Source organism: Synechococcus sp. UW105, assembly GCF_900473935.1.
Classification (GTDB): Bacteria; Cyanobacteriota; Cyanobacteriia; order PCC-6307; family Cyanobiaceae; genus Synechococcus_C.
On sequence record NZ_UCNN01000030.1, the window covers coordinates 202,954 to 219,731 of the forward strand.

Consider the following 16,778-nt stretch of genomic DNA (forward strand, 5'->3'; position numbering starts at 1 on the left):
TTAGCGCAGCTCACGGATGACGCGCTCATCCGTGAGCTCGACCACAACATCAGCTTGATTGATCGACTGAAGAGACTCTTGCGGAAGAGCCGTTTCAATCATGCGAATAAAACCTTCTAGCTCTTGAGTCGACAGACGCACACCCGTTCTGGACTCCATGCTTTGTTCCTGTTGCTGTTTCCAGAGTCGGCTGGCAAACACACCGGGTGCCCGCAGATGCCAGAGCTGATCGAGTGATTGCCACAGCCATTGGTAATCCTCCAGCTTGGTCAACGCCTGCTGGCGGTAGCTCAGCTCTTGGGCCGTCAGCTCAGGGTCAAGGCTTCGATTCGCTTGCGGTGACGCCCCCAAGAACCAACCCTCCAATAACAGAACATCTGCACTGGAGTGCTGCCAACCACAACGATCGCCTCGGCCACCGCGAAGAGATTTATCAAATTGAGGGGTGCGCAACTCGCCGGTTTGGCGCCATCTGGCCAAACATTCCTGGATCAGAACCAGATCATGACTTCCAGGCAGAGCGCGGGGAACTGACCAGGGATTGCCCCTCATCGCCTGGTCCATCTCCGATGCGGGCCAGTAGAAATCATCGAGAGACACCACCGAAACGGACAGGCCCAGCTCAGATGCAGCCATGTCAATCCATTTGGCAAGACTGCTTTTTCCGCAGCCAGGCAAACCGCTGAGACCGATCAACTGGCGTGGCAAGCATCCGCAACAGCTTTCAAGTCTTGTCAGCAGAGGAAAACCAACACACCACAACCAATCTGCTGCCACTGGAAATGGCCAGGCTGCCAAGGCCAGTGCGGTTCCGCCTCGTTGTTGCCAGTGCTCAACCCAGGCCTGGGGTTCCGACCATCCAAGCCGCTCGAGCAGATCGGTATGGCCTGGAACGGAAGCAGACAGGTCCAAACGATGCTCAGGAACCAAGTTTGTAGGCCTCAAGAACGACGGCATACACAACCCCGATCCTGAGGTTGTCGAGAGCCAACCACGACATCGGCCAAGGATCCGCAACGACTTTGGTGCGCAACCGGATCATCAATTCAACGAGCAACACCAACACCAACACCACAACGGGGCGCTGACCAATCTTCTCGAGGTAATAACTGGTGAAATTGCTGCCCAGAAAAAAGCCGATCAACAGGGCCAAAACCCCGATGCTGCGACGCTTCCATGGTCCGGTGAAGGCAGGCCGAAGCTGCTGGCCAAGTTGGCGCTGAAGACGTGCATAGCGGGTGAGCTGGAGCGCCATCAGCAGGTTGAATCAACAAGAGATTGCAGATACTCCAGCGTGACCATGCCTTTGGCACAAGGGGGGCCTGACGTTTGGAGATGTGGGAGGGTCGCCTCGCCAAGGTGATTGAAGACGGCGCAAGCGCGATGTAACTGCTTTGGTAACTGCTGATCCCAGAGAGAAGGCGTGACCAAACAAGACAGAGAAGCCTCATGAGCAGCAATCAGACCGGCCGCAGAATCCTCGATCGCAACTGATCCATCAAGGTCTGCACCACTGCGCTCCAGCGCACAGAGATAAGGGTCGGGATAGGGCTTGTGACGTTCCACATCGTTGGCACTCACCACGCCATCGAAGGGAACGTCTGCATTGGCAAAAAGTCCTTCCAGAAGTGCTTCGACCGAGGCGCGACCACTGCTGGTGACAATCCACTGCTGAAGTCCTGCGTGGACGAGCTGATTGAGCAGCCGACTCACTCCAGGCCGCAAGCTCACAGCGCCGCCACGGATGCGATTGAGATAGTGAAGCTGTTTGCAACGACGCAAGTCCTCGAGCTGGGTGGCGTCGAGTACCTCTCCCCGTTCGATGGCGTATTGGGCAACCCTTTGGGTCCCTCCCGGTATGGCCAACAAACGTTGGTACTCAGCCCGATTCCACTGCCAGCCCCATCCCAAATCAGCAAAGGCCTGGTTGAAGGCCGGACGATGGCCATCCATCTCCGTATCGGCAAGGGTTCCATCCACGTCCCAGAAGACCGCTTGCAATCGGGGCATGAATCCTCACTGCCAAGGGTTCACCCAGCTTGGATCAGCCCCACAATGCAGAGACTTGATGCTTCATCTCTTTGCCCACAGCCGTTCTCCCACAGCTCTGGCAACTGCCCCGTCCCGCAGGGAGAAATCCACTCTCCGGTGTCGCCCTGCCGATTGCGCTGCGTGCTGTGCTGGCAAGGAGAGGCACCGAAACAGTTGAGAGCGCTGAAGCCTGGATTCAGCCTCCGGATCTGCCCCCTGCCGACGGCCACTTCCCCGATCTCAAGATTGCTCTAGCTCGTCTTGTCATCGCCTGTGAGCAACAGGAACGGGTCGCGATCTGCGGTGATTACGACGCTGATGGCATGACCAGCACAGCGTTGTTGATCCGAGCGCTTCAAGCCCTTCAGGCCCAGCCAATTGCCGCGATCCCCAGTCGCATGGACGATGGGTATGGACTCAACTCACGCATGGTTGAGGAGCTCCACGCTGACGGAGTCAATCTGCTTGTGACCGTCGATAACGGTGTGGCAGCAGCAGAAGCACTCTGTACCGCCAGAGCTCTTGGAGTGGAAGTGATCATCACCGATCACCACACCATTCCGGACCCACCACCGCAGGTTCTGGCCTTGGTGCACCCTGCCACCACACCTGAACATTCTCCGTATCGAGGATTGGCGGGGGTGGGACTGGCCTTCGTGCTGGCACGCTGTCTCGCCGAGGCTCTGAATCAACCTGACGCGATCACCAGTGCAAGGGACCTGTTTTGTATCGGTACGATCGCAGACATGGCACCCCTCACCGGGGCGAATCGAGTTTGGTTGCAGGAAGGACTTCGCAGTCTTCACAGAACAAAGTGCGCTGGATTAAAGGCCTTGCAGCAGCTCAGTGGACTCGAAGAACGACCTTTGAGAGCTGACGATATTGGCTTTCAAATCGCGCCACGGATCAATGCGGTGGGTCGACTTGGTGAGCCACGACTGGTGGTGGATCTGCTTACTGAAGACAACGCCGACACAGCAGTGCAACTCGCACGACAATGTGATGGATTGAATCGCCAGAGACGCGAACTGTGTGATGCGATCGAGGCGGAAGCGATGGCCCTTGTCGAGGCAGACGCGCAACCTCTGCCTCCATTTCTGCTCCTAGCTCAAGGGCATTGGCACCACGGGGTGATTGGCATCGTCGCGGCAAGACTGATGGATCATTACCAACGTCCAGCCGCGTTGCTGGCAGCAGAAGGCAATGGACTGATGCGGGCCTCAGTCCGCGCACCAGAAGGCTTTGCTGTCGACCAAGCCCTGCACGCCTGTGCCAAGCACCTTGAGCGTTTTGGAGGACACCCTGCCGCTGGTGGTTTCACCGTGAAGCCAGAGCGGGTTGCGGCACTGCATGAGCAGCTGAATGACGTCGCCGCTGAATGGATGACGTCGCGCCATCAGGGAGTTGTTTTGCAGCCAGAGGCTCTACTGCGATTCGATCAGATCGACAGAGGCCTTTGGTCGTCGTTGCAGAAACTCGAACCTTTTGGAATCGGCAATCCAACTCCATTGTTCTGGGCACGTGATTGTGAGGTGATTGATCAGCGTCAGCTGCGGGGAGGTCATCTCCGCGTACGCCTGAGGCAGGGAGAAACACTGCATGACGGCATCGCCTGGCGATGGAAAGGAGGAGCCTCCACTCCAGAACGGATTGACCTCGCCTTCAGGCTCTCTCTGAATCGATGGCAAGGAGAGGAACGACTGCAGCTGGAGATCCAGGCCATTCGTGCCCATCACCCAACCATCGTGCTGCAACGTCATGGCCAGGAGTATCAGTGCGAACAAGTGAAGCCTGGAACGATCGTCCTCGCCAATGCTTCCGGCCAGAAGCTCGTGATTGATTACCGCGATGACGGCCTACATCAGTGCGACGACAACAGGGCCTCGCACCCCTACGTTGCAGCCCTGATCGAAGAGGCCGCGATCGGCCTCGGACTGCAGCCATGAGTTTGGATCCGAGGCACCGCCATCACCTCTTCCCAGAACTACTTGACCTCAAATACTCATCACTGCGCAGCCTGGTGCGTCATTTCATCGGCCTGTTGGTGGTCGGTATCGCCATTGGATTGGCCTGTTGGCCTCTGAACATTGTCGATCGTTTACAAGACAAACTGTTCGACTTGCTTCCAACCGAAGCCGGTGAATGGTCAGCCCCAGGCCTGCTGGTCTGTTTGATGCCGTTAGCGGTGATGCCAATCCTGCTGTTGCTTCAGCGTGGTCCCTGGAAAGCCGGCGCAGGCTCAGGCATCCCCTCCACCATGAATGCGCTAGAGGATCCGGCGCTGATGGCGGGTGCAATGGCGGCACCGGGAACGATTCAACGTGGTGTGCTCTGGTCCATTGCCACAACGGCAATGCTTCCCCTCGGAAGGGAGGGTCCAGTTGTCCAAGTAGGAGCCGCTGTGGCCAGAGCTCTGCAACGACGCTGCGGAGAGTGGCTACCCAGCCTGAATGAACGACAACTGGTGGCGATCGGTGGTGGAGCAGGCCTGGCAGGCGGATTCAATACTCCAGTGCTAGGCGCGGTGTTCATGCTCGAGGAGCTCACCACCGATTACGCCATCACAACGATCTGGCCGGCCCTTGTCGTCAGTGTTGCCGCAGCCGGTTTTAGCAACTTTGGTGGAGTGCCTCTGTTCGGTCTCGGCGTCATCAATGTGATGACGCCTGAATCTGAGCAACTGCTGTTGGCGATCCCCATCGGTCTTGCCGGTGGAGTCGTGGGTGGATTGTTCAACAGAGGACTGGTCTGGAGCAGTGGTTGGATCGCCCCTTTTGTTCAGCGCTTCCCAATTCGAACCGGCCTCTGTCTAGGCGGTGCACTCACAATTCTGGCGCTTGCGAGCTGGGGCACCAGCACATCTGATGGTGAGGCCCTCATCCGACAATTGATCAGAGAGGGCATGCCCAACGCTGATCCGAATGGGGGAAATCTGTCTGCAGGCCTGACAAGTTTGTGGATCACGCTGGTCAGGGTGATCGGTCCGATGCTCGCCCTTGCCCCAGGGGTGCCCGGAGGATTGATCGATCCATCCCTCACCTTTGGGGCACTGCTTGGATACACCATCTGCGCTGTGATGGGGGTGAGCCAACACCTTGGGATCGCTCTAGGACTTTCTGCAGGCTTATCGGGGGCGACACAACTGCCCCTCGTCTCCATCGTTTTTGCCTGGCGCCTGGCTGGAGATCAGCAGTTATTTGCCGGAGTGGTGATGGCCGCTGTGATAGCCGCGTACACAGGCCGTCTAATTGCAAGAAAGCCTGTGTATCACGCCTTAAGCCTGCTTCAAAGAGCGCCGCGACGGTAAAACAAGATGAAGATCACTGCCGGCCCAGCAAGAGCAATCAGCGCGAGTGCCGCGAAGTTGGAAATCAGATGGAAGTCAATACCCATGGAGATTGTGCGGTGATCCGACGCAATGATCTCATTAGGCTACGGAACATGTCACTCGATTCCAGGCACCATTCCCTGCCACTGTGATACAGCGTCACAGCAGAGAGGCCATGGCAAGGGGAAAACCCTCTTGGAGCTGTATCAGTCAATGCGGTGCATGCTGTCGTCTAGCTCCTGACGAGCGACCGGAGGCACTCGAAGTGCTTAACGATGAACAACGCGAGATCTATCTTGACTTGGTCGGTGTCGACGGTTGGTGTAGGCATTACGACAGTGGTGGAAGGCGCTGTCGGATTTATGACGATCGGCCTGATTTTTGTCGGGTGACCAGCCTCGCGAGCTTATTTGAAGTTCCGCCAGAGCAAGCCGACAGCTTTGCGATCTCCTGCTGTCATCAACAGATCCGGTCTGTGTACGGAGGCCGGAGTCGGGAACTGCGTAGGTTCAATCAGATTGTTTCGGGATCAAGGAAACGAGATGCCTGAGATCGAAACCTCCAACACTGGTGTCGTGAATCCAGTACCAGCTGAGGACGATCAATCGAAGCCGGGGATGGGCTTCACGGCGGTTTTGCTCAGCACCTTCACCACTGTCTTCGTGGCAGAGCTAGGTGACAAAACCCAGCTCGCCACCCTTCTCCTGTCCGCCCAGTCGGGTGAACCATGGTTGGTGTTTGTTGGGGCAGCGTTCGCCCTGATCTGTTCCAGCTTGGTTGGCGTGCTGGTAGGGCGTTGGCTCTCCACAATTCTCCCCCCAGAGCGTTTGGAACAGATGGCGGGAGTGCTGATGGTGGGATTGGGTCTCTGGCTTGGATTTCAAGCCCTGCAATCCATCACTCAATTTTCACTTTGAAGGCTCAGATCAGATGGATTTCCCACTGCTTGCCTCCACTTTCGTCACTGTGTTTCTTGCCGAACTGGGTGACAAGACTCAGCTAGCAACCGTGGCGATCAGCGGCACATCCAACCGACCACTGGCTGTGTTCATTGGCTCGTCGAGCGCTCTTGTACTGGCCAGCCTGATCGGGGCACTCGCAGGAGGATCCATGGCCAGCGTTGTGCCCGCTGACCTGCTCCAGCTTCTGGCCTCTGCTGGCTTCCTTTTGATCGGCATCCGTTTGCTCTGGCCGATGTTGTCGTCCTCAAAAGCGTTGAAAAGCTCAGGAGAAGACTGATTCCGGTCTGCACCTAAAATCCATCAACACCTGGACATCCTCTGCGTGGTTCTTGAGCTCCGGTTCAAGGGCCTGTCCAAGGTGATCACCGCCCCCGGCCCTGTAGGCCGGCCAGCTCACACCCAACGATGAAGTTCTCGGTCGCCGATCTCCTCGACCATCTCCCCCTAACCGGATCTCTGGAAACGGGAAAACTCGAAAAGATTTTGCGGCTCAGTAACCGCGCTGAAAAGCAGCATCTAACTCTGGCGCTGCAAAGCCTGGCGAAACTTGGAGTGCTCGAGCTCGCTGGAGAAGACGAGGTCAGCCGTTGCCAAGACGAAAGCCTGATTGAGGCGCGGTTGCGTTGCAGCAGCAAAGGCTTCTGCTTTGCCATCCGCGAAGACGGCGGTGAAGATATCTACGTGCGAGATCACCAGCTCAATCACGCCTGGAACGGTGACCGTGTACTTGTACGAATTACACGGGAGGGTGGTCGTCGTCGATCACCCGAAGGGGGCGTGCAATGCATTCTTGAACGCAATACCACCAGCCTTCTCGCCCAGCTCGAAAAGCAGGACGAACGCCTGATGGCCTTACCACTCGATGATCGCGTGCTCGCGACCATCGAACTGCCCGAAGCGGATGTCTGTCATCTGACTGAAATCGACGAACCCTCAGTTGTCGAAGTGGAGGTCGACCGATATCCGGTGGCTCAGTTTTCTGCTCGTGGCCACGTCGCACGACCGTTGCCCCTCGATGCAGGGCCTACCGGTGATCGTGAGCTTCTTCTCACCAAAGCCCACCTGCACAAAAGGCCACCAGCTCCTCGAGCCAGTAGTAAGACCCCTTCAACCAAAAAAAGAGTCGATCTCACCGATCAACCCTCGCTGTTACTCCGTTCATGGGCTGGCCTTCAGGCTCCATGCCTGCCAGCAGTTCATGTGGAACCCCATGAAGGCGGCAGCCGTCTCTGGCTGCATGCCCCATCGATTGCTGAGAGGATTAACCCGGCTAGCAGCATGGATCATTGGCTGCAAGATCAGGGAGAAGCTCTCTGTTTAGGAGAGACCTGGCAGCCTTTACTGAACACGACACTGACGCAAGCGAGCCGCTTCGAAGAGAATGCAAGCCAAGACGCCATCTCGCTGCGTCTTGATATCAGCGCCGACGGCACAATTGGCGAGTGGGAGTTTCAACTCAGCACGGTGCGACCGGTCGCCACCGTGACTGCTAAAGCCCTGGCCGCCTTGGCGACCCGCAAGCCCAAGGCACGCACCGTACCGGTGGCGCTTAAGCCTCTCAAGGACCAGCTCGGTCAGATCGAGACCTTGATCTTCTGTGCCCGAAGTCTGCATGCGCAGGCCTGCAGTCGTGGGGGGATTGAACTGGACCTGCCTGCTCCAGCCCTAGAAAATCTTGGGGATCTGCGCTGTGCATCGCCAGATTCGTGTCGCCATCAATGGCTGGCACCCCTGAATGAAGAAGATCCCAATGCAATCCTCGCTGTTCTGATCAGAGCAGCCGACCAGTGCTGGGCCCAACACGCCTCGGATCTCAATCTTCCATTCCTGGTGCTTGAAGCCGCGGAAGCTGAACCATCAACGCTCAATGATGTAGCCAAAACTGCCTTGGGTCTTGATCTGCCCTTGGAACTGGATGATGAAGGAACTCCCTCAGCGGCAGATCTGGCTCGAGCCTTTAAGGACAGCCCTTTGCGGAGAATGCTCGATCTGCAGATGCGTCAGGCGCTCCCTGACCCAATGGTGCGAGCGATCAGAGCAAGAGCTCTCAGCGATGTTGATGCCGAGAAAGAGGATGGAGAACCGCCTCTGCCCAACACCGAATCCATCCCATCCCTCCAACCTGGAGCTCCATGGTGTTGTCCAACCCTGCATGCGACAGACCTGATTAACCAGCATGTTCTTGCTGCATTGCTCAACGAAGGCAAAGATCGCCCCAGCGTGCGTCATAAGGAAAAGGTGAACCTTGGCCGAAGCGGCGCAGGTGGTGCCGTCCGTTGGCCTCTGCTGACAGCCAGTCAGGAACAGAAACTGCTCGAAGGGTTCCAACCACGTCAGCTGGTGCGTCTGAATAGCCGACGCAGACAGCAGACCGAGCTGGAAAAGGATCTGATCGCGATGGCCCAGGCTCGCAGTGCGGAACCCATGGTTGGACAGGAGCACAAAGGCCGTATCAGCGGTGTACAGAGCTATGGCTTCTTTGTCGAACTCCCGCCTTCAGGGGTGGAAGGGATGGTGCACGTCAGCTCCTTGAACGATGATTGGTACGAATACCGATCACGCCAGAACCGCCTCGTTGGCAGGCGTAACCGTCGCATCTATCAGCTGGGTGACGAAGTCGTCGTCAAAGTCACCAAGGTGGACGTGCTCCGTAATCAAATCGATCTCGAAATCGTTGGAACTGAGCCTGAATCGAGCCAGGGGAAGGAGTCGCTTCCCGTCGCAGTGAGCGACCAGTAAGCCAAGCGCCGCCACTGTGACTTATTCAAATCAGAACGATCAAGCATTGCTGCCCTACGTCCTGGCGGTCACTGGAGCCTCAGCCCAACAGCTGGCCGAGCGATCGCTTGAGCTGCTTTTGCAAAACAATCGCCATGTTCACCTCGTTCTCAGCAGGGGTGCCCATGAGGTCTGGAAAGCGGAAATGGGGGTCAATGTTCCTGTCGATCCTCAAACACAGGAAGGCTTCTGGAGAGAGCGACTCCGCTGCGATCAAGGAATCCTCCACTGCCACCGCTGGAATGATCAGGCGGCAACGATTGCCAGCGGCAGTATTCGCACCCGCGCCATGGTGATTGTGCCCTGCAGCATGGGCAGCGTTGGCAGAATCGCTGCAGGTGTCGCCACCGACCTGGTTGAACGTTGTGCTGATGTTCACCTCAAGGAAGGTCGCCCTCTGGTGTTAGCGCCCAGGGAAATGCCCTGGAACCTCATACACCTGCGCAACTTGACCAGCTTGGCTGAAGCTGGAGCAAGGATTGCTCCACCGATCCCAGCCTGGTACACCCAACCGAGAAGTCTCGAAGAGATGGTCGATTTTCTGGTGGTGCGCCTGTTCGATGGGCTTGGTGAATCACTCACACCGATTCAACGCTGGCGAGACGAAGAGGGATGACCAGACTCCAGAAGCTTCTCTTACTGCCCAGCCTCAGCCCCCTAGTGGCAGCCATGATCGTGGCCAGCCTCAATCTGCGCCAACCCACGTCCTTAAAACTGCTCACTTGGCGCAGCCCAGCAGTTCCGATCGGAGCCTGGGTGGCTGTCGCAGCAGGAGGAGCTGGTCTGTTTAGTTTTTTGGCTGCTTATGGGGCATCCGCTGCCAGTGCTCCTCTGCGCAGACAAGTGCATCGTCCCTTGGGCTGGGACAAGCCTGAGGATCAGTTCTGGCCCCCCTCTGTGGAGCAAGAACCTTTCACACCGCATCAACAGACAACAGAGATCAACCAACAAGCCACGGTGCAATGGCCTGAACGGGATGTGCGTGATCCCGCTCCAACCGTCGCTGTTCCGTTCAGGGTTATCCAGTGGGGAAACAAGGGATACCCAGAGCCTGCACAAGCCCAGAACGTTTCAAGGGCAGGAACTGCAGCGGCAACAACGACACAACCACAAACGACCACTGCGGACATGACAAGCCTCGATGACGACTGGGATCGTCCGCTGCCGGATGACTGGTGAGGGCTGGTGACTGCTTGCCTGCGCTGACTAAAGTTCCGCCAGTGAAGGCCATCATGGTGAGCGAAACTCCAGCTGCAGCAACTCCTGCACCTTCTGACAAGCCAAAGAAGGCAGATAAAGTCGCTAAGCCGCCGAAGCCGGAAGACAAGCCGTTCGAGGCGTTCATCCATGAAGAGCTGATTCCCGCCCTGCGGAAGGGATTGCAAGATCACAACATCACCCCTGCCGTCCTTGATCTCAGGCAAGGCGAACGGCCTGTTGTCGGTGGCACATGCTGGATGGTGCATGGCGAACTGCCCCCTGGCCGCCGTTTCTGGCTGTGTTTCTCAGAGGCTTCCATCACCTCCTCCAAAACCATTGCACTTGCAGATCCGGGCACGGATGCGAGCCTGCTCGAGTCGTTTCTGATCGACGAGAAGCGAATGACTCTGGCCCTGCTGCAATCCCGTCTGTTGCAAAGGCTCAACGGCCAGAAATGGTTGGGTGGCAACTGAGGCTTAACACGATCAACCTTGATCAGCGGTGCTCCGCCTACATTGGTTGCCACTGAAGCTCAGATTCGATGGTGCCCCCAACCGCCGTCAGTGAAGCCGCAGCAGCGGATTCAGCCGTTTCCATCAAGGACCCGGTCAAGGACACGATCCTGACGCCCCGCTTCTATACGACCGACTTCGATGAGATGGCGGCGATGGACCTCCGCCCCAACGAGGCGGAACTAGAAGCCATTTGCGAAGAGTTCCGAAAGGATTACAACCGCCACCATTTTGTCCGTAATGGTGAATTCGACGGCGCCGCCGAGAAGCTCGACCCCAAAACACGAGAAGTTTTTGTTGAATTTCTAGAGCAGAGCTGCACCTCAGAATTCTCAGGTTTTCTGCTTTACAAAGAACTGAGTCGCCGGATCAAGACGCGTAATCCTCTCCTGGCTGAGTGTTTCGCCCATATGGCCCGAGACGAGGCACGCCACGCTGGATTCCTCAATAAATCAATGAGTGACTTCGGCTTGCAGCTTGACTTAGGTTTTTTGACTGCCAACAAAAAGTATACATTTTTCAAGCCTAAATACATCTTCTACGCCACTTATCTCTCCGAAAAGATTGGCTATTGGCGCTATATCGCCATCTTCCGTCACTTAGAGAAAAACCCAGACAGCAAGATCTTTCCAATCTTCAACTTCTTCGAGAACTGGTGTCAGGACGAGAACCGTCACGGCGACTTCTTTGATGCCCTGATGAAAGCGCAGCCAGACACCGTTCGCGGCTTTCGCGCTCGTTTGTTCTGTCGCTTCTTTCTTCTGGCCGTTTTCGCGACCATGTATGTGCGTGATGTGGCTCGTAAGGAGTTTTATGAATCCCTGGGTCTCGACGCTCGCGAGTACGACCGGATGGTCATCGACAAGACCAACGAGACATCGGCACGAGTCTTCCCAGTTGTGCTCGATGTCAAGAATCCCAAGTTCTGGGATGGGCTTGAAAACCTTGTGAACAACAATGCTGCCCTGGCTGCAGCCGATGCCAGCAGCGCACCTGCTCCCCTGAAGCTGGTGCGCAAATTGCCCCACTGGCTGGCCAACGGAGTGCAGATGGCATCCCTCTTCCTGATGTCGCCTGTGCGCAGTGACCAATACCAGCCAGCCGTGCGCTAGCCAATCGCAAACGACTCACCGTCGGCCAGATCTCACAACGTGCATCTGTCAATGCCTGGCGCAAGCCGGGCATTGTTCTGTTCAGTTCTCCATAATCAGAGCTTGACGCATTCGGGCGGTTTGGTTGCATCCCATCCAACGGAACGCCAAGACCATGGGCTAGATCCGGCCCAGACGGCTTGGCAGCAGCGGCTCGAAGCCTTGCTCGGAGAAGGATGTCGGGCCGGGGCAGACCTCGTGGAGGTCTTTCTCGAACGCACGGACCACATCGGTGTCCTGGCTGAACAGGACACGATCACGAGCGTCAGTCCAGCATTTGCGATGGGGGCCGGAATTCGTGTTTTCAGCAACCAACGCGATGGCTTCGTCAGCACAAACGATCTCAGCGACGCCGGGCTTCTCAGGGCCCTCGATCAGGCGCTTGGCATGCTCAATCTGGAACGCCACGCTGCAGCAAGTTTGGGCAGCTTCGAGGGCCTACGGCCTTTGCGCGATTTTGGATTAGAGAAACAGGGATGGCTCGTTCAGGCCCCAGACCTTTCCTCAAGCACGGCCTTGTTGCTTCAGGGAACCGATCTGTTGCAGCGGCATGGACAACACCTCGACGTCAGACGCGGTAGCTATTCACGTGACTGGCAGGAGGTGCTTGTCGCCGCAAGTGATGGGACTTTTGCTCGCGATATCCGTTTGCACCAATCCAGTGGTTTGAGTGTGCTCGCTGCCGATGGTCAGCACCGGGCCAGTATCGGACGGCGCTATGGCTCCACAGACAGGCCTGACGACCTCAAGACTTGGGATGTGGACGCCTCGGCGGCAGAGGTCTGTGCGAGCGCAGCCACCATGCTCTACGCCGACTATGTGGATGGAGGCCAGATGCCCGTGGTGTTGGCCAATCGATTCGGTGGTGTGATCTTCCACGAAGCCTGTGGCCATTTGTTGGAAACCACCCAACTGGAACGAGGGACATCGCCCTTCGCCGGCATGGTTGACCAGACCATTGCCAATCCTGCGGTCACGGCCATTGATGAAGGCCTCAGTGCCGGTGCGTTTGGCTCAATTGCCATGGATGATGAAGGAATGGAGTCGCAAAGAACCGTTTTGATTGAGAACGGAGTGCTGAAACGATTCCTCAGTGATCGGGCAGGTGAGATGCGAACAGGCCATCAGCGCACAGGCAGTGGCAGGCGACAAAACCACGGTTTCGCAGCAGCCAGTCGCATGCGCAACACCTACATCGCTGCCGGTCCCCATCGACCAGAAGAGCTGATCAGCTCAATTGACCGAGGGCTTTATTGCAAATCGATGGGGGGTGGAAGTGTTGGAGCGACAGGCCAGTTCAACTTCTCAGTTGAGGAGGCCTATCTGATTGAGAACGGTCAATTGGGTCAGGCCGTGAAAGGAGCCACCTTGATCGGCGAAGCCAAGGAGGTGATGCCCCGCATCTCGATGTGTGCTGATGACCTAGATCTTGCAGCCGGATACTGCGGTTCTGTCAGCGGCAGCATTTTTGTCACCGTGGGGCAACCTCACATCAAGGTCGATTCCATCACCGTGGGAGGCCGCTGAACATGTCAGGCACCAATAGCACTGCACCTCAAGCGCTCAACGTTTCAGACCTTCGGGACCAGCTCGATGGGATGGCCCATCGTGAAGGGATCCACAAATGGGATCTAGGGGCAAGCCGCAGTAGCAATGCCACCGTTCAGGTGGACCGCGGTGAAGCCAAGCAGCTGAAAGCCTCCCAGCGCAGTTCCATCACCGTGCGTGTTTGGAACGCTGCAGGCTTGGTGGGGATCACAAGTACAACCGATCTCTCGCCATCAGGCCTTGAGCGAGCACTCATCGGGGCGAGAGACGCCAGTCAATTTGGGAATGCCAACGATATTCCCGGGTTCTCACCGCTTGCCATGGCACCGACACCGGAACTGAACCGGCCCTTGCAACCTGCCTTGGGGATTCAGAAACTGCTCAGCACCCTTAAACATGCTGAGAAGGATCTGCTTGGCCAGCATCAAGCGATTGAAACCGTGCCCTACAACGGCCTCAGTGAAGGCAGCAGCGAGCGGATCTACCTGAATAGCGACGGTGCTGTGAGGCAGGTGCAACGCACACAAGCCAGTCTTTATCTCTACGCCAGAGCCGAAGAGATGGGCCGCAAGCCCCGCAGTGGCGGCGCGATACGTGTCGCACTCGGAAGTGAGGGGCTTGATGTACAGGGCTGCGTTGATGAGGCAGCCCAACGCACGATGAGTCATCTCAATTACCAACCGATCGATACCGGTCGTTATCTGGTCTGTTTCACTCCGGAAGCTTTCCTCGATCTTCTTGGTGCGTTCAGCAGCTTGATGAATGCCCGGGCCATTCTTGATGGGGTCAGCCTCAGTGACGCTGATTCGATCGGCTCGCGCCTGGCTGTGCCGTTTTTGTCTCTCCACGACAATGGTCTGCATCCTGGCCATGTGGGAGCAGCACCCTTCGATGGGGAGGGGACACCGACACAACGCCTGCGCCTGATCCACAACGGCCTGTTGGAAAGTTTCCTGCATTCGGAAGCAACAGCGCGTCATTTCGGCGTGGAGCCAACCGGCCATGCCGGACTGGGTGCCAAGGTCTCGGTTGGTCCTGACTGGTTTGAAGTGAGTACGAGCGAGGGAACAACGAGTGGCACAACCCATCTCCATCATTCGAGCAGCCTTGACACCTTTGTTCTGATCGAGAGCCTCAATGCCCTTCATGCAGGAGTGAAGGCAAGTCAGGGTTCCTTTTCGCTGCCCTTTGATGGCTGGCTGGTGCGTGATGGTGAAAAAATATCGGTCGAGTCAGCAACGGTGGCTGGTGATATCCGCCAGGTCCTTAGCGGCATCGTGCATCTTGAACCTGACGCCAAGGTGACCCATCAGGGAGTTTCTCCTCACGTCTGGGTGGATGGTCTCGCGATCACTGGCGAAGCCTGAGTTACTGAGAGATCGACTGTCGTGAAGATCCTCTTCTGGGGCACACCTGCCTACGCGGTTCCCACTCTGCAGGCCCTAATCAAGGCAGGCCACACTGTCGTTGGCGTGGTTAGCCAGCCCGACCGCAGGCGCGGACGCGGCAAACAACTGATGCCCTCGGCCGTCAAAGACGCAGCCTTGGCTCTCGATCTGCCCGTGTACACACCGGAAAAGATCAAACAGGATGCGGCCTGTGTCGACCAACTGGCATCCCTTGGTGCCGATGTCTCTGTCGTCGTCGCTTTCGGGCAGATCCTTCCTAAGAATGTGCTGGAGATGACGCCGCTTGGCAGCTGGAATGGCCACGGCTCTCTCCTACCCAGATGGCGTGGGGCCGGTCCGATTCAATGGGCACTGCTCGAAGGAGACGGCGAAACCGGTGTCGGCATCATGGCGATGGAGGAAGGTCTCGATACTGGACCTGTTCTGCTTGAGGAGAAGGTGGCGATTGGTCTACACGACAACGCCTCCGTTCTGAGTGAGCGCCTCAGCCAGCTCACCGCCGAGTTGATGGTGACATCGATGCCACTGATCGAGGCCGCCGGACGTGGCCATGAACCAGAACGGTTGCAAAGGCTGGGCGTCAGACACCAGGGCGATGGCAGCTGTTATGCCCGCATGCTTCAGAAAGACGACTTCCAGATCGACTGGAATCAATCCGCCCTAACCATTCATCGCAAGGTGATGGGCTTGTACCCAGCCGCCTCAACCCGATGGAACGGGAAGCGCCTCAAAATCTTTAGGACAGAACCGTTAATCAGACGGCTGAGTGATCAACTGTCGACAGCGGCGACCACCCTCACAGAGCGCTGGGGACTAGAAGCTGGGATCCCTTCGACTGAGACGATTGCACCTGGAACAGTGTTGGAAGTGGTGCCCGAGCATGGCTTGGTGGTGGCTTCGAAAGGATGTCCTCTACTGATCAGAGAGGCCCAGTTAGAGGGAAAGAAGAAAAGTTCTGGTGCTCAGTTACTGCAACAACTTCAGGCAGAAACGGGAGACCAACTAGGCCACTAGGTGTTGATAGGCGGCATTGACCCGATGAAAGTCCGAGGCAGATCCGCCCACATCGGGATGATGCTTTTTGACTAAGCGACGGTGTGCCTGTTTGATCTGATCACGCGATGCTCCCCAACGCAGTCCGAGCACCTGTAAACACTCCACTAGCCGAGGATCAGCCCAACGTGGTGCTCCAGTTGGGTTGTTGGTGTCGCGGCTTGCGTGTCGGGCCTTGCCGTTGGCTTGTTTGGCCCCCTGGTAAGAACTTGCACGATGACTGGCACGGTCAGAGTGCCTCTGATCGGTACGCGTTCGTCGCCCACTGGTGGTACGCGCCATTTTTTGGCATAAGTCTTGGACAACGCGACGAGGGTCTTCATCGAGCCACTCACGCGTGCGGACCCCATACAAGGCGAAGGCAGCAAGCACGGCCCATCGTTTCTTGTTCATCCCTCCATCGAGGGCCTGGAGAAGGTCCTGGCCGAGGCCTGGCAATAAACGGTCAAGACGTTGCTGCAAGGTCAGGTATGGGTGAAAACTCTGACGATTCAGGCTGTCCACCAGAGTCTCAAGCCCCTGGGCGCGCAGTGTGCTCCAGCCAGGCTGCTGAGCGAGAGCCTGCCCCCAGGAATCCACTTGCGCGGTGGTCACATGAACGCGTCCCCCAGAGGGTGCTTGTTTTGACTGTTGGTTATGGCGTGGAGATGGGTCAGACCTCTGTTCAAGAAGCTCTAGGCGGTGTTGAAGCTGACGCAACTGCACTCTCAGCGCTTCATTCTCAGCCAACAAAGCATCCACATTGCTGGTGACTTGTCGAGCACGAGGATCAGCTGACCTGCGTCGTGGATCGAAGCCCATAGGGG

The 16,778-nt window shown here is 57.1% G+C and carries 18 protein-coding genes; 13 read left to right on the forward strand and 5 right to left on the reverse strand.

Features of this window, described 5'->3' with window-relative positions:
• From DXY16_RS13310 to DXY16_RS13320, 3 genes are read right to left on the reverse strand one after another with little or no spacing between them, the layout of a single operon-like run.
• A complete protein-coding gene (locus DXY16_RS13310) occupies positions 1–930 on the reverse strand; it encodes a hypothetical protein (RefSeq protein WP_115121620.1) in 930 nt (309 codons plus the stop codon).
• Positions 920–1,255, reverse strand: coding sequence for a DUF565 domain-containing protein (locus DXY16_RS13315; protein ID WP_115121621.1), 336 nt, complete (start codon positions 1,253–1,255; stop codon positions 920–922). The genes DXY16_RS13310 and DXY16_RS13315 overlap by 11 nt, the downstream gene beginning before the upstream one ends.
• A complete protein-coding gene (locus DXY16_RS13320; protein ID WP_115121622.1) occupies positions 1,255–2,010 on the reverse strand; it encodes an HAD-IA family hydrolase in 756 nt (251 codons plus the stop codon). The genes DXY16_RS13315 and DXY16_RS13320 overlap by 1 nt, the downstream gene beginning before the upstream one ends.
• A 71-nt stretch (positions 2,011–2,081) precedes the next feature.
• On the opposite strand from DXY16_RS13320, the gene recJ reads away from it, so the two are divergent.
• Together recJ and DXY16_RS13330 are read left to right on the forward strand one after the other, a co-directional pair.
• A complete protein-coding gene (recJ, locus tag DXY16_RS13325; protein ID WP_115121623.1) occupies positions 2,082–3,977 on the forward strand; it encodes a single-stranded-DNA-specific exonuclease RecJ in 1,896 nt (631 codons plus the stop codon).
• Positions 3,974–5,338: a chloride channel protein gene (locus DXY16_RS13330; RefSeq protein WP_115121624.1), complete on the forward strand. Its 1,365-nt coding sequence runs from the start codon at positions 3,974–3,976 to the stop codon at positions 5,336–5,338. The genes recJ and DXY16_RS13330 overlap by 4 nt, the downstream gene beginning before the upstream one ends.
• On the opposite strand, the gene psb30 is transcribed toward DXY16_RS13330, so the two are convergent.
• The gene (gene psb30, locus DXY16_RS15400; protein WP_115015186.1) at positions 5,317–5,424 is read right to left on the reverse strand and encodes a photosystem II reaction center protein Ycf12/Psb30; all 108 of its coding nucleotides are present in this window, start codon (positions 5,422–5,424) and stop codon (positions 5,317–5,319) included. The two genes, DXY16_RS13330 and psb30, sit on opposite strands and share 22 nt — an antisense overlap.
• A 110-nt stretch (positions 5,425–5,534) precedes the next feature.
• Between psb30 and DXY16_RS13340 the strand changes: the two genes are divergently transcribed.
• From DXY16_RS13340 to fmt, 11 genes are all read left to right on the forward strand, one after another.
• Complete coding sequence (locus DXY16_RS13340; protein ID WP_115121625.1) at positions 5,535–5,909, forward strand: YkgJ family cysteine cluster protein; 375 nt, start codon at positions 5,535–5,537, stop codon at positions 5,907–5,909.
• A 67-nt stretch (positions 5,910–5,976) separates the two neighbouring features.
• Entirely contained in the window at positions 5,977–6,276 is a 300-nt protein-coding gene (locus tag DXY16_RS13345; protein WP_115121785.1) for a TMEM165/GDT1 family protein, read from the forward strand.
• 13 nt (positions 6,277–6,289) lie between these two features.
• On the forward strand, positions 6,290–6,598 hold the full coding sequence (locus DXY16_RS13350; RefSeq protein WP_115121626.1) for a TMEM165/GDT1 family protein: 309 nt from the start codon (positions 6,290–6,292) through the stop codon (positions 6,596–6,598).
• A gap of 128 nt (positions 6,599–6,726) precedes the next feature.
• Complete coding sequence (locus DXY16_RS13355; RefSeq protein WP_115121627.1) at positions 6,727–9,060, forward strand: RNB domain-containing ribonuclease; 2,334 nt, start codon at positions 6,727–6,729, stop codon at positions 9,058–9,060.
• Between the two features lie 46 nt (positions 9,061–9,106).
• Positions 9,107–9,715 (forward strand): flavin prenyltransferase UbiX, encoded by a 609-nt coding sequence (locus DXY16_RS13360; protein ID WP_115121786.1) that lies wholly within the window; start codon positions 9,107–9,109, stop codon positions 9,713–9,715.
• Positions 9,712–10,278, forward strand: coding sequence for a hypothetical protein (locus DXY16_RS13365; protein WP_115121628.1), 567 nt, complete (start codon positions 9,712–9,714; stop codon positions 10,276–10,278). The genes DXY16_RS13360 and DXY16_RS13365 overlap by 4 nt, the downstream gene beginning before the upstream one ends.
• 56 nt (positions 10,279–10,334) lie before the next feature.
• Positions 10,335–10,772, forward strand: a complete 438-nt coding sequence (locus tag DXY16_RS13370; protein ID WP_244281713.1) for a DUF2996 domain-containing protein — start codon at positions 10,335–10,337, stop codon at positions 10,770–10,772.
• A gap of 68 nt (positions 10,773–10,840) precedes the next feature.
• Positions 10,841–11,923, forward strand: a complete 1,083-nt coding sequence (gene acsF, locus DXY16_RS13375) for a magnesium-protoporphyrin IX monomethyl ester (oxidative) cyclase (RefSeq protein WP_115121630.1) — start codon at positions 10,841–10,843, stop codon at positions 11,921–11,923.
• A gap of 120 nt (positions 11,924–12,043) precedes the next feature.
• Entirely contained in the window at positions 12,044–13,489 is a 1,446-nt protein-coding gene (locus tag DXY16_RS13380) for a TldD/PmbA family protein (protein WP_371410922.1), read from the forward strand.
• A gap of 2 nt (positions 13,490–13,491) precedes the next feature.
• Entirely contained in the window at positions 13,492–14,877 is a 1,386-nt protein-coding gene (locus DXY16_RS13385) for a TldD/PmbA family protein (RefSeq protein ID WP_115121632.1), read from the forward strand.
• A gap of 21 nt (positions 14,878–14,898) precedes the next feature.
• Positions 14,899–15,933, forward strand: a complete 1,035-nt coding sequence (gene fmt / locus DXY16_RS13390; protein WP_115121633.1) for a methionyl-tRNA formyltransferase — start codon at positions 14,899–14,901, stop codon at positions 15,931–15,933.
• Here the strand turns inward: fmt and DXY16_RS15335 are convergent.
• A complete protein-coding gene (locus tag DXY16_RS15335) occupies positions 15,922–16,773 on the reverse strand; it encodes a J domain-containing protein (RefSeq protein WP_115121634.1) in 852 nt (283 codons plus the stop codon). The genes fmt and DXY16_RS15335 overlap by 12 nt on opposite strands.
• Positions 16,774–16,778 lie beyond the last annotated feature (5 nt).

Excerpts from the sequence above, each read along its gene's own strand:
- DXY16_RS13315 (WP_115121621.1), bottom strand. The coding sequence starts at position 1,255 with ATGGCGCTCCAGCTCACCCGCTATGCACGTCTTCAGCGCCAACTTGGC.
- DXY16_RS13320 (WP_115121622.1), bottom strand. The coding sequence starts at position 2,010 with ATGCCCCGATTGCAAGCGGTCTTCTGGGACGTGGATGGAACCCTTGCC.
- DXY16_RS13330 (WP_115121624.1), top strand. The coding sequence starts at position 3,974 with ATGAGTTTGGATCCGAGGCACCGCCATCACCTCTTCCCAGAACTACTT.
- psb30 (WP_115015186.1), bottom strand. The coding sequence starts at position 5,424 with ATGGGTATTGACTTCCATCTGATTTCCAACTTCGCGGCACTCGCGCTG.
- DXY16_RS13340 (WP_115121625.1), top strand. The coding sequence starts at position 5,535 with ATGGCAAGGGGAAAACCCTCTTGGAGCTGTATCAGTCAATGCGGTGCA.
- DXY16_RS13345 (WP_115121785.1), top strand. The coding sequence starts at position 5,977 with ATGGGCTTCACGGCGGTTTTGCTCAGCACCTTCACCACTGTCTTCGTG.
- DXY16_RS13350 (WP_115121626.1), top strand. The coding sequence starts at position 6,290 with ATGGATTTCCCACTGCTTGCCTCCACTTTCGTCACTGTGTTTCTTGCC.
- DXY16_RS13355 (WP_115121627.1), top strand. The coding sequence starts at position 6,727 with ATGAAGTTCTCGGTCGCCGATCTCCTCGACCATCTCCCCCTAACCGGA.
- DXY16_RS13365 (WP_115121628.1), top strand. The coding sequence starts at position 9,712 with ATGACCAGACTCCAGAAGCTTCTCTTACTGCCCAGCCTCAGCCCCCTA.
- acsF (WP_115121630.1), top strand. The coding sequence starts at position 10,841 with ATGGTGCCCCCAACCGCCGTCAGTGAAGCCGCAGCAGCGGATTCAGCC.
- DXY16_RS13385 (WP_115121632.1), top strand. The coding sequence starts at position 13,492 with ATGTCAGGCACCAATAGCACTGCACCTCAAGCGCTCAACGTTTCAGAC.
- DXY16_RS15335 (WP_115121634.1), bottom strand. The coding sequence starts at position 16,773 with ATGGGCTTCGATCCACGACGCAGGTCAGCTGATCCTCGTGCTCGACAA.